The organism is Ureibacillus endophyticus (assembly GCF_003628435.1).
GTDB classification, from domain to species: domain Bacteria; phylum Bacillota; class Bacilli; order Bacillales_A; family Planococcaceae; genus Ureibacillus; species Ureibacillus endophyticus.
Genome location: NZ_RBZN01000065.1, coordinates 1 through 12,111 on the forward strand (window position 1 = coordinate 1; position 12,111 = coordinate 12,111).

The window sequence follows — 12,111 nt, forward strand, 5'->3', positions numbered from 1 at the left end:
CCAAAATCCTAACCTCCAGTAAAATAACATCACAAACTATTTTACTAAAGTTTTAGGCTGATAGAGCAAAAGTGTAAAATCTAATCAAGCGAAAACTGTCAACTTTATTCTAGCGTTTACACTAGGCAAGGTCTTGATCAATTGAAGGCAAAAGTTGCAGGTACAACGAATCCAGAACAAGCAAAATATGAAATCGCAGAAGAGATTGGTGTGCCTTTAAAAGAAGGATATAATGGAAAGCTTACCTCAGAAGAAGCAGGTAAAGTTGGGGGACGTTTAGGTGGAAATATGGTGAAGGAACTAGTAAGGATGGCGCAAGAAAATTTAAAGAATAAATAGTAGTTATAATTTTTAAAAGCTCTCGAAGCACATGCTTTGAGGGTTTTTATTATTGTCTATTTTTTAAAATGGAAAATATTTAATAATTGAAGTTGTTGATACAATATATATAAAGTTGATAGTTACTGTCGTTTTAAAAGTGTTATGTATATTAGGTAGTTAATAAATTTAGAAATTTTTAGATGGAATTGTAACTTGATTTGGTTACTCGTTTTTAAAATGTTATATAAATGGTGTTGGTTGGTTCAGAACAATTTTCGTGCAGCTTTTTAATTAAATTGAAATTGGCAATAATGGGTTTAATAATCATTTGAAAGTAGTGGATAGTTTGAAAAAGTTTTTCATGTTACTAATTGTATTAATTTTTATTTTAATTGCCTGCAATCATAAACAAACTGAAGTGGTTCAAGTGAGCAGAATTTCAGAAAATCAAATTGAAGTAATTGCTGAAAACTTAGAAATCCCATGGTCCATTCAAAAATCAGGAAGTACCTATTATTTATCTGAAAGAGTTGGAAGTATTGTAAAGGTGGAAGGGGATATGCAAGAACGTCAGCGAGTTGAACTAAAAAAGGACTTATCGACAGCTGCAGAGGCAGGGTTATTAGGATTTGTACTCGATCCAGATTTTCAACAAACTAATCGCGCCTATACCTATTACACATATGAAGATAATTCTGGACAATTTAATCGAATTGTAACGTTGAAATTAGAAAATAATGTTTGGATGGAAGACCAATTACTACTCGACAAAATCCCAAGTGGACGATTCCATCATGGGGGCAGACTTGCAATTGGACCAGATGGTAAACTTTATGCAACAGCAGGAGATGCACTGCAATCCTCTCTTGCACAAGACTTAAATTCGTTAGGTGGAAAAATTTTAAGAATGAATTTAGATGGTACGATTCCAAATGATAATCCTTTCTCTAATTCGTACATTTATAGCTATGGGCACCGTAATCCACAAGGGTTAACATGGTTAGATGATGGAACGCTTTATGCAAGTGAACATGGGAATAACGCAAATGATGAAATAAACAAAATTGAAGCGGGCAAGAATTATGGTTGGCCAATAATAGAAGGTAATGAAACGAGAGAAGGTATGGTTACGCCAATCTTTACTTCAGGAAGCAATACAACTTGGGCCCCTTCTGGTATGGATCAGAATAATGGTAAATTGTATGTTGCAGCATTACGGGGCGCGGGAGTCTACGAATTTAACCTTGATAATAAAGAAGTAAAACAAGTCATTTCAGGTCTAGGAAGAATCCGAGATGTATTTATTGATGGAAACGACCTTTACTTTATAAGCAATAACAGGGATGGCCGTGGAAATCCTCAAGAAAAAGACGATAAGCTATACCGAATTTCAATTTCGGACATTCATTAAGGAGATGAACAATGAAGAACATTACAAAAATGAGCATCTTTAAATCTGCAAGTGAAGTATTTGAAGCGTTTGTGGATCCAGCAAAAATCGGTCACTTTTGGTTTTCATCTAGTTCAGAACGATGGGAACAAGGGAAAACAATTACCCTGAGATATGAAGAATATGACTATGAGGGACAGATAAGAATATTACAAGTTGTCCCTAATCAAAAAATTGTATTTGATGATGAAACAAATCATATCGTTACTATCGAATTAATCGAACAAGCGCCATCACATACAATTATTGAAATTACAGAAGAAGGTTTTCAAGACAACGACCCAGACCTTTTAGAGCAATTAATCGATAATAAAGAAGGTTGGGTCTATATGATGACTTGTTTAAAGGCATATTTAGAATTTGGTATTACCCAACTTAGAAGTGCATTAGTTAAATAATTTTCAATCAGCCCTGAACAATTCTTGTTGTTTAGGGTTTTTAATTTAAAAAATTTTCCATTATGGTGAAATTTTTTAGCAACAAAATCCGTTATAGTAGATGAATACATGAAAACGCCTCATGCGCATGGACGTTTATTTAAGGAGGTTATTATGACACAGGAACTAGAATTGATTGAAAGTGTATTGGCAGGAAATAAACAAGCCTATGCACAAATCATTGATCAATATAAAAATCAGTTATATGCCCTTGTATTACGAATGACAAAAAACCCTCAAACAGCACAAGATTTCGTACAAGAAATTTTTATAAAGGTTTACCAACAGCTCGGAAAATATGACAACAAGGGATCTTTTTCAAGTTGGCTTTACCGAGTGGCAATCAACTATTGTATGGATGAGTTTCGCAAAAAGAGTTACCAAATGAAACAGGTTGAAATAGATGATGAGCAAGTGATCAATCCCAACAATCCTGAAATCGTATTTTTAAAAAAAGAAAAAAGTCGTCAATTAGAAAAGCTAATCGCTATGTTACCAGAAGATGAGCGACTAATTATTTTACTACGCTTCGTCAATGAACTCTCTTATCAAGAAATCAGTGAATTATTGACAATTTCAATTTCAGATGTTCGTAATAAACTCCATCGAGCAAAGAAAAAAATGCGAATGACAGTAAAACAAGGGGGCTATTTTTATGAACTGTGTGAAGGCTGATCAACTTTCTCAATATGTAGATAAACTATTAACGGAACAAGAAAATAAACAAATTGAAGACCATTTAGCTAATTGTGAAATGTGTAGACAAATCGTTACGATGCTAGAAGAGGAAAATAACTTTTTACAGGAAACATTAAAATCACCAACGTTACCGGATGACTTTGCCGCTACTATATTAGAGCAGTTAGAGCCATATAAACCAGAAAAAGTTAAACCGAAAAAACGTGTCTGGAATCGTGTGCTAATTACAGCTGCAGGTGTTGCTCTTGCCTTAGGAGTTTCCACTACCTTTAGTCCAAGTTTCGCTGAGTTAATCGGAGGAATCTTTGGAAAACAAGTTGTAGATGAAGGGTTGAAAATGGCCAATGAAGCAGGGCTAGGTGAGAGACTCGACTTATCTGTTACAGACAAGGGATTAACATTTAAGGTTGAAGATGTAATTGCTGATACATCGCGCATCGCGTTATCGTATCAAGTATTAAATAGTAAAGGCATTGCAAAAAATCCTATATTAAATCATTATGATCCAAATAGTGGAAATGATATTACGTTGTATGATCACAATGGTAAAAAGTTAGAACAATTGGATAGTAGTTTTACACAGGAAGATGGGTATGCATTACTAGAATATTCCTTAAGAGAACATCCAACATTAGAAGCAATTACTGTTAAATTTAATTTAACAGAGCTAGATGGCGTCAAAGGGAATTGGCAATTAGAACTGCCAATTGACTTAAAGGAGAAACGCAAACATACGAAGACTTATGCATTACAAGATGAAATGTATTCTGTAGGCGGAGTAAATGTAAAGTTAGGTGAATTGAAAATTGCACCTACGTCATCTGAATTACATTATGAAACATCTTTTGCTAAGGAAGAAATGAACAAGGTTGAGGAGCAATTGGATGTCTTAAGCCAAAAGATTGGAAAGAATTTAATAAATGAAGGTAGTTACGATACTTACCTTGGCTACCGTATTGTAAATGAAAGTGGGGAGTCCGTGTTTACCCATAATGGATTTATTGAAGGAAAAGGACATCCAATCTTAGAAGGAGGACTCCAATCAACAGGTAAGTGGAAGTCAGAAACTGGCCATATTATGTGGAATGATTCATTTGTCCCATCTAAAAAACAAGAAAAGTTAACCTTTGTATTAGATGGTGTATTTAAAACAGTCCCTTCTGATTTTTCTATTAAAGTAAATCCTAATCAATTACCGGATTTTGAATTTGAAGGTAATCGTATAGCAATTAAAGATGTAAAAATAGATAATAATATTTCCCTTGAAAGTTCAATGACTCCAATAAAAAATGAGAAGAGTTTAATCATTGAGATGGAAGGCGGTAGAGGAGCGAAGGCATCACAGATTATATCTTGGGTGATGGTAGATGAGAAAGGGAAAGCTTATGAAGTGAATGGTTCTAGTGAAATTTTAGATGAAAAGAATGCAGATGGACTTTATAAGACAAAGACTGTTCTTGAAATCCAAGACATTAAAGAAGTGCCATCAGAGTTTACTTTATATGCAGTTGCTGTAACACGGTATGAGGAATTAAAGGATGTATGGAAGGTACAATTAAATAAATAAGTTAAACGAGTAGCGAGGGGAATCTTGCTACTCGTTTTAATCTACTTTTTGAAAGGATTTTTCCACTCCATCAGAACCCCATAATTTCGGGATTCCTCATCATCTAAGTAATTTTCAACAACTGCGATGGGCAATCTTCCGCAACGTAATAAAAATGAAATCACTGAATCATGCAATTCACCTTTTACGACCTTTTGTACATATTCATTTGCAGTCATATTTGCTGCGTGTTTATGATATCCAGGTATACGTCCACCACCGAGTAATCGGTCTAATCCTTTATTGACTACAACATGATACATTGCTTGCATCATGATTTTGCCGAGTCCAAGTGAACGGTAACTAGGACGGACACTTATATCAACAATATATAGGGTATTGCCGCTTGGATCATGGTTTGTAATATAGCCATTGTCAGTTGCTTCAGCCCAAGTATGATTAGGATGTGTGGGATTAAATTGTACACATAATCCCGTTAAGGAACTAACAACCTTACCATCTATCTCGATGCATAATGCTCCTTCTGGAAAAAGTGTAACATGGTTTAACAATTGTTTCTTATTCCACCATAACTCTTGTGGAAATGGGGGAGGGAAACATTCAGATTGTATTTCGATTAAGTCATCGAAATCGGCTTTACTATAGTTTCGAATCACAATAGGAACGGGTTTACCTTGGTCAAACAACAGTTGCTCGCTGCGGTACATAGTAAAACTCCTCTCAGATGATCTATTCCCAATCAGTATATAAATCTACTCGTCTATCACGCCAAGTTGTAACAGATCCTTTTTCACGTACTTCATATAAAAGTTCTAAATCAAGGTCCGCGGTAACAAGCATATCATTATTAATTTCACCTTCAGCTAATAATCCTTTAGGTGGGAATGGAACATCGTTTGGTGTGATAATTGCTGCTTGCCCAAAGTTTGCACGCATAAAGTCAACAGTTGGTAATGCACCAACAGTTCCGGTAAGTACTACATAGACTTGGTTTTCGATTGCGCGGGCGTGACTCGTATAGCGTACACGGTGGAAACCATGACGGTCGTCAGTACAAGATGGACAGAAGATAACATCTGCACCGCGCGCTTTTGCCATGCGAACGATTTCAGGGAATTCAATATCGTAACAAGTAAGAATCGCAATTTTTCCTTTTTCTGTTTCAAAAATGTTTAGTCCTTCACCACGAGACATATTCCACTCATTCACTTCTGTTGGGGTAATGTGGATTTTATCTTGTGTTCCAATTTTGCCATTTGGATAAAATAGATGGGCTCTATTTCGTAATTTGCCCTGCACTTCAACTACATGAGTGCCCGCAATAATATGAACATTATATTTCTTTGCTAAAGTAATAAATAAATTATGATATTGTTCTGTAAAGGAAGGTAAGTCATTAATTGTTAATGTTTCTCCATTATCTCCTTTAATTGAAAGCAATTGAGTCGTAAAAAACTCAGGGTATAAAATAAATTCTGAATCAAATTCTAAAGCAGCTTTTAAGTAATGTTCGCATTGCAGAGCAAAATCCTCAAAAGATTCAATGGTATGTAAATGATATTGAATAGCTGAAACTCGTAATTTCATAGCAAAAATCCCCCTAATTTTAGTATTTTCTTTATAGTAGCATACACGACTTTGGTGAGAGAAAACAAAGGCTTCATGAAAGTAATTCTCAATTATCTATTGAGAAATAAATTTAATAAGAGTAGTATTTCTAACAGATAGAAAGAACATGAGGTGCAATGAATGAAGGCTGCGTGGAAGCTTAGAAAATACTTAAATCCATACATTTTCTTTGCCATACTTGCTCCATCAATGATGATTCTTGAGGTAGTAATGGATTTAGTTCAACCGACAATATTACAAAAAATCATCGACAATGGAATTGCAAATGGTGATGAAAAGTACATCATTAGCATGTTTGTATTAATGATTTTAGCTGCATTTATGGCGTTAATAGGTGGAGTTGGTTGCTCTATTTATGCGACAAAAACGGCTGTTAACTTTGCTACTGACATTCGACAAGACTTGTATGAGACAATAACTCATTTCTCGGAGCGCAATAAAGATCATTTTACACTAGGAAAATTAATTACTAATTTAACAATGGACGTAGAAACTTTACAACGTGCAGTTATTATGATGCTTAAAGTTTTCGTTCGAGGTCCATTAATGTTTATTGGGGCCATTATTTTTGTTTACATAACAGCCCGAGAATTGTTTTCTGTACTTTTATATGTAGTACCGTTACTTGCTATTAGTGTGATTGTGTTAACACAATTAACGGGGAAATTCTTCAGAAAAGTACAACTTGCCGTAGACGTAATGAATACAAAAGTACAGGAAAATTTAGCTGGTATCCGAGTGATTAAGGCATTCAATCGAAAAAACCACCAGGTAAAGCAATTTCTTGAAGTGAACGGCCTATTAACAAAGCGCAATATTACAGCAGAACAAGTAGTAGCAGTACTTATGCCATTAACCGCCTTAATTGTGAATATGGGTTTAGTTTATGCACTTTGGATTGGGGCAATTAAAGTTGACAATAACACGATGGATGTTGGCGTTATTTTAGCCTTCATCAATTATCTAATGATGATTATGAATGGTTTAATGAGTTCAAGTAATGTCTTAATACAAATTGCACGTGCAATTCCAAGTGCAGAACGAATTGTTACGGTCTTAGAAGAACCAAATGAAATTTTAAATCCAGATAATTCGATAAAAATAAGCATTCGAGGAGAAGTACAATTTAAAGATGTGAGTTTCTCATATACGAAACAAGGGGAACCAGTATTAAAAAATATCTCATTTCACGCAAAAGCTGGTGAAACAATTGGGATTATTGGAATGACGGGTAGTGGGAAATCAACCATCATGAAATTGCTTCCTCGGATTTTTGATGTGGATTCAGGAGAAATTTTAGTTGATAACCAATCAATTAAACATATTGATTTGCAAAATTTAAGACAATCCATTGGTTATGCACCACAAAAAGCTGCTTTATTCTCTATGTCAATTGAAGAAAACTTAAAGTACGGAAAATCAGATGCGAGTTTGAATGAAATCATCGAGGCACTTGAAGCTTCATGTGCTGCGGAATTTGTAGAGAAATTACCTGATAAAGAGCAACATGTGTTAACGCAAGGAGCAACAAATTTATCAGGTGGTCAAAAGCAACGATTAGCCATGGCGAGAGCTTTTGTTAGAAAGCCATCCATTTTAATTTTAGATGATACCACTTCAGCAGTAGATGCGATTTCTGAAAAGAAAATTCAACAAGCAATTGCAACAAACTTTCCGAATAGTACAAAGTTTATCATTTCATCAAAAGTATCATCTATTAAAGATGCCGATCAAATCCTTGTCATTGATGATGGGTATTTAATTGCATCTGGAACACACCAACAATTACTTAAAACTTCCGAACACTATAAAGAAATGGTTGAAACGCAAATGGAGAAAGGAGGAGTACTCAATGAGTAATGAAGCAAAGTCTACAAGAACAGGCTTAGAACGTGGACATGGTTTTAGCGGCCCTGCTGTAAAACCGAAAAATCAAAAAGCAACGTTAAGTCGCATTTGGAGTTACCTTCGAATGCAACGAACAGGCATCATATTTGCGACATTATTTGTTATAGTCTCTTCCGTTCTCAACTTGTTAGGTCCATTGTTTATAGGGGTTATTATTGATGAATATATCATTCCGGGGGATTTATCCGGTACAGTAAGGATGCTTATCATACTTGCGGCTATTTATTTAGGGTCGTCCCTCTTTTCATGGTTACAGACATTTGTGATGGTGCGTGTTTCATTAAAAACGATTCAACGACTACGAAAAGAGCTTTTTGAGAAAATTCATATGCTTCCTCTTTTTGTTTTTGATAAACGTCAACAAGGGGATTTAATGAGCCGTATGACAAACGATGTTGATAATTTACATTTAGCGCTTTCTCAAAGTGTCATTCAAATTGTGACATCCCTTTTTACAATTATCGGAACTGCTATTGCGATGTTTTATTTAAATTGGATATTGGCTATTGTGTCACTTATCATCATCCCTCTTGTTGTTTATGCAACGAAAAAAATTATTAAAAGAAGTAGCGTGAACTACAAAGCAAGACAACGTGATCTAGGTGAGTTAAACGGATATATAGAGGAAACCATTTCAAATGCCAACATCATTACGTTATTCGGTAAAGAAGAGGAGACAATTGCGAAATTTAAAGAAACCAATGAACGATTGCGCACTTCTGCTTTAAAGGCAGAGATGGTTTCAGGTTACTTACCTCCCATCAATAACTTTATGAATAATATAGGTATCGGGTTCATTATTGGGAGTGGGGCATTGTTATCTGTAAACGGTCTAGTAACGGTAGGGGTTATCGCTTCATTTGTCACCTATTCAAGACAATTTTTCCGCCCAATTAACCAGTTGGCTAACTTGCTTAATACATTCCAATCAGCCATCGCGGGTGCTGAACGTGTATTTGAAATATTAGATGAACAAGAAGAAGTAAAAGACGTACCGAATGCAATTGTAAAAGATCGATACGATGGTGATGTTGCATTTCGTTCGGTTGGTTTTTACTACAACGAAAATAAGCCAGTTCTGAAAGATATTTCATTCCATGCGAAAGCTGGGGAGACTGTTGCGCTAGTTGGGCCAACTGGTTCGGGTAAAACAACGATTATCCAATTACTAAACCGATTTTATGATGCAAAGCAAGGTGAAATACTAATTGATGGTGAAAATATCACATCTTATCAGTTAGAAAATTTACGAAATCATATCGGTGTTGTTTTACAAGAAACCTATTTATTCTCAGGTACAGTACGTGAAAATATACGGTATGGAAAATTGAGTGCAACAGATGAGCAAGTAGAACAAGCGGCAAAAATTGCTTATGCCCATAATTTTATTAAATATTTACCTCAAGGATATGACACAATGTTAGTTTCAGGTGGGATGAATCTAAGTCAAGGTCAGCGTCAGTTAATTGCCATTGCGCGGGCGATCCTAGAAGACCCAGATATTTTAATATTAGATGAAGCGACATCTAGTGTAGATACAATGACGGAAGTACACATACAAAAAGGGCTTAATAACCTAATGAAAGGGCGAACTAGCTTTGTTATTGCCCATCGTCTAAAAACAATTGAAAACGCCGATCAAATTTTAGTCATTAAAGACGGTGAAATTCTTGAACAAGGTAATCATGGTAGTTTAATGAGCAAAAACGGATTTTATGCCAACCTTCAAAATCAATTGCATGTGGTATAAAATATTTGGAACTGTCCATTCTTAATTGAGTGGACAGTTTTATATTTTTCATAGTTTTATCCAATATAGGATATTAAGTTTAGTTTCATATATTTGTTTTTACATTACGCATACTAGTCCACTATTTTGCGTATAGTAGTGCAAAAGGTTGCTAAAGGCGGTGTAATAGTTTTGAAGCGATGGATCGCTCTAGGGGTTATTTTGTTATGTTGTTTACTTGTTGTTGTTTATGAGACAAGCGCTTCCGATCGAAGTTTCTTTTTACCTGAACCATTGGGTGGGGTAAAAATCGTGTTGGATGCTGGTCATGGTGGAATTGATGGTGGTGCTTCATCTGGTAATGTCATTGAAAAAGACGTTACTTTAGCGATTGCACAAAAAGTCGAACGTCAACTGAAACGTATGGGTGCAGAAGTTATCATGACACGTACTACGGATGGTGATGTATTAGAAGAGCATGCTCCAAGTGAAGAATTCGCTACATTAAGGGAAAGAAAAAAGGAAGACATTTTCTTGAGAGCAAATCTTGTGAAATCGAAAGAACCGGATATTTTTGTCACAATCCATGCGAATGCAATCCCTGAAGAGAAATGGCGTGGTGCGCAAGTTTTTTATCATAAAGATGGACATGCAAATAGTGAATTGTTAGCGAAATCAGTACAAGCTTCCATTAAAGATACATTGCAAAATACTAATCGTGAAGCGATGGCAATTAAGCAAATTTACCTTTTAAAGAAAACGGAAGTACCTGCTATTTTAGTTGAAACTGGATTTTTAAGTAATCCGGAAGAACGTGAGCTTTTATCAAGCAAAGACTATCAGGAAAAAATGGCAAAAGCCATTGTTGATGGAATTGAAAGCTATGTAAATTTAGAGTTTCAATAATTAAGTTTGAAATTATTCGCATAATTTTTTATTTAACTTAACAACGACTATAGATTAATCCGATATTTTCGGAAAAATCTATGGTCTTATTTTTTGATGATTAGTTTTACATGTATATAGAATAATTACATGAGGTAATATGAAATTAGCGTTTAATAAGATAATATTTAAACTATATAGTAATGAAATCTTTCATTAAAGCATTCAATTACCACTGTGTTATACTAAAGTTGGAAGTAAATAATGGGGAGTGTTTCAAGTGATAAACGAACAAAAAGTCCGCGACGCTTTAAGTCAATTAGAAGATCCTTTTTTACATAGATCGTTTGCTGAAACGAATGCGATTACAAACGTATCCATTAAAGAAGAAAAAAATCACGTTAGTGTTAAAATAGCGATTGCTAAAACAAACACACCAGAACAAATGCAATTACAAATGAAAATCGTTGAATTGTTAAAAGAAGCTGGTGCCTCAACAGTAGGGATTCGCTTTGAAGAACTAGCACCAGAAGTTCTAGAAAGCTTCCGTGGCCAAGCTACAGAATCAGAAGTTCATGATTTACTATCTCCACTTTCAACAGTTCAATTTATAGCGATTGCTTCTGGTAAAGGTGGCGTTGGTAAATCAACAGTATCTGTCAATTTAGCAGTAGCACTTGCTCGCCTTGGTAAAAAAGTGGGCTTAATAGATGCTGATATTTATGGATTTAGTGTTCCGGATATGATGGGTATTCAAGATATGCCCGTCGTTAGAGGAGAAAGAATTTACCCTGTAGAACGTAAAGGGGTAAAAGTTATTTCGATGGGATTCTTTGTGGAAAATAACGCACCAATTGTTTGGCGTGGGCCAATGCTAGGTAAAGTGTTAGACCAATTCTTCCGTGATGTTGAATGGGGAGATATTGATTACCTATTGCTAGACTTACCTCCTGGAACAGGTGACGTTGCCCTTGATATTCATCAAATGTTACCATCTTCAAAAGAAGTTATTGTAACCACACCACACCCAACTGCTGCTTTTGTTGCTGCTCGCGCGGGTGCGATGGCACTACAAACAAATCACGATATTTTAGGTGTAGTTGAAAATATGTCTTGGTTTGAGTCTAAATTAACAGGGGAAAAAGAGTTTGTCTTCGGACAAGGAGGCGGCCCTAAACTTGCTGATGAATTAAGAACTGATTTATTAGGACAAGTTCCTTTAGGACAACCTGATTGGACAAATGAAGATTTTGCACCTTCGATTTATGAAGAAGACCATCCAACAGGTCAAATTTATTTAAGTATTGCACAAAAAGTAATCGACAAATTATCTTAATAAAAAAGAGGTGTTTCCCTACAGTTGGGTGATATTATCCCCTTTAAGTAGACAATGTAAAAAAGGCTACGGTAATCTGTAGCTAACAGTCTATTTAGAGGGGATTTTTCTATGTCCAGAAAAAACAATACTTATTCAAATGATTTCAAA

The 12,111-nt window shown here is 35.2% G+C and carries 10 protein-coding genes and 1 pseudogene; 9 read left to right on the plus strand and 2 right to left on the minus strand.

Annotated elements, in window-relative coordinates; genetic code table 11:
* Positions 1-123 precede the first annotated feature (123 nt).
* From D8M03_RS16190 to D8M03_RS16210, 5 genes and pseudogenes are all read left to right on the plus strand, one after another.
* Positions 124-339 (plus strand): annotated as a pseudogene (locus tag D8M03_RS16190) (alpha/beta-type small acid-soluble spore protein); the annotation flags it as partial.
* A 328-nt stretch (positions 340-667) separates the two neighbouring features.
* Positions 668-1,732 carry a PQQ-dependent sugar dehydrogenase gene (locus D8M03_RS16195; RefSeq protein ID WP_245987655.1) on the plus strand — a complete coding sequence of 355 codons (1,065 nt, stop codon included), beginning with the start codon at positions 668-670 and terminating at the stop codon, positions 1,730-1,732.
* Between the two features lie 11 nt (positions 1,733-1,743).
* A complete protein-coding gene (locus D8M03_RS16200) occupies positions 1,744-2,169 on the plus strand; it encodes an SRPBCC family protein (RefSeq protein ID WP_121215836.1) in 426 nt (141 codons plus the stop codon).
* A gap of 153 nt (positions 2,170-2,322) precedes the next feature.
* Positions 2,323-2,883 carry an RNA polymerase sigma factor gene (locus D8M03_RS16205; RefSeq protein WP_121215837.1) on the plus strand — a complete coding sequence of 187 codons (561 nt, stop codon included), beginning with the start codon at positions 2,323-2,325 and terminating at the stop codon, positions 2,881-2,883.
* The gene (locus D8M03_RS16210; RefSeq protein WP_121215845.1) at positions 2,864-4,474 is read left to right on the plus strand and encodes a DUF4179 domain-containing protein; all 1,611 of its coding nucleotides are present in this window, start codon (positions 2,864-2,866) and stop codon (positions 4,472-4,474) included. Before D8M03_RS16205 ends, D8M03_RS16210 begins: the two co-directional genes overlap by 20 nt.
* A 41-nt stretch (positions 4,475-4,515) precedes the next feature.
* Here D8M03_RS16210 and D8M03_RS16215 read toward each other — a convergent pair whose 3' ends face one another.
* Together D8M03_RS16215 and D8M03_RS16220 are read right to left on the minus strand one after the other, a co-directional pair.
* Entirely contained in the window at positions 4,516-5,181 is a 666-nt protein-coding gene (locus D8M03_RS16215) for a GNAT family N-acetyltransferase (RefSeq protein WP_121215838.1), read from the minus strand.
* A 22-nt stretch (positions 5,182-5,203) separates the two neighbouring features.
* On the minus strand, positions 5,204-6,061 hold the full coding sequence (locus D8M03_RS16220) for a carbon-nitrogen hydrolase family protein (RefSeq protein ID WP_121215839.1): 858 nt from the start codon (positions 6,059-6,061) through the stop codon (positions 5,204-5,206).
* Between the two features lie 162 nt (positions 6,062-6,223).
* Here D8M03_RS16220 and D8M03_RS16225 point away from each other — a divergent pair, with 162 nt between their 5' ends.
* From D8M03_RS16225 to D8M03_RS16240, 4 genes are all read left to right on the plus strand, one after another.
* Positions 6,224-7,963 carry an ABC transporter ATP-binding protein gene (locus tag D8M03_RS16225; protein WP_121215840.1) on the plus strand — a complete coding sequence of 580 codons (1,740 nt, stop codon included), beginning with the start codon at positions 6,224-6,226 and terminating at the stop codon, positions 7,961-7,963.
* On the plus strand, positions 7,956-9,761 hold the full coding sequence (locus tag D8M03_RS16230) for an ABC transporter ATP-binding protein (RefSeq protein ID WP_121215841.1): 1,806 nt from the start codon (positions 7,956-7,958) through the stop codon (positions 9,759-9,761). The genes D8M03_RS16225 and D8M03_RS16230 overlap by 8 nt, the downstream gene beginning before the upstream one ends.
* A 171-nt stretch (positions 9,762-9,932) precedes the next feature.
* Positions 9,933-10,646 (plus strand): N-acetylmuramoyl-L-alanine amidase CwlD, encoded by a 714-nt coding sequence (cwlD, locus tag D8M03_RS16235; RefSeq protein ID WP_121215842.1) that lies wholly within the window; start codon positions 9,933-9,935, stop codon positions 10,644-10,646.
* 259 nt (positions 10,647-10,905) lie between these two features.
* The gene (locus tag D8M03_RS16240; RefSeq protein WP_121215843.1) at positions 10,906-11,961 is read left to right on the plus strand and encodes an Mrp/NBP35 family ATP-binding protein; all 1,056 of its coding nucleotides are present in this window, start codon (positions 10,906-10,908) and stop codon (positions 11,959-11,961) included.
* The last annotated feature ends 150 nt before the right edge of the window (positions 11,962-12,111 follow it).

Coding starts and splice junctions, on each gene's coding strand:
- D8M03_RS16220 (WP_121215839.1), bottom strand. CDS start 6,061: ATGAAATTACGAGTTTCAGCTATTCAATATCATTTACATACCATTGAA.
- D8M03_RS16200 (WP_121215836.1), top strand. CDS start 1,744: ATGAAGAACATTACAAAAATGAGCATCTTTAAATCTGCAAGTGAAGTA.
- D8M03_RS16230 (WP_121215841.1), top strand. CDS start 7,956: ATGAGTAATGAAGCAAAGTCTACAAGAACAGGCTTAGAACGTGGACAT.
- D8M03_RS16210 (WP_121215845.1), top strand. CDS start 2,864: ATGAACTGTGTGAAGGCTGATCAACTTTCTCAATATGTAGATAAACTA.
- D8M03_RS16225 (WP_121215840.1), top strand. CDS start 6,224: ATGAAGGCTGCGTGGAAGCTTAGAAAATACTTAAATCCATACATTTTC.
- D8M03_RS16205 (WP_121215837.1), top strand. CDS start 2,323: ATGACACAGGAACTAGAATTGATTGAAAGTGTATTGGCAGGAAATAAA.
- D8M03_RS16215 (WP_121215838.1), bottom strand. CDS start 5,181: ATGTACCGCAGCGAGCAACTGTTGTTTGACCAAGGTAAACCCGTTCCT.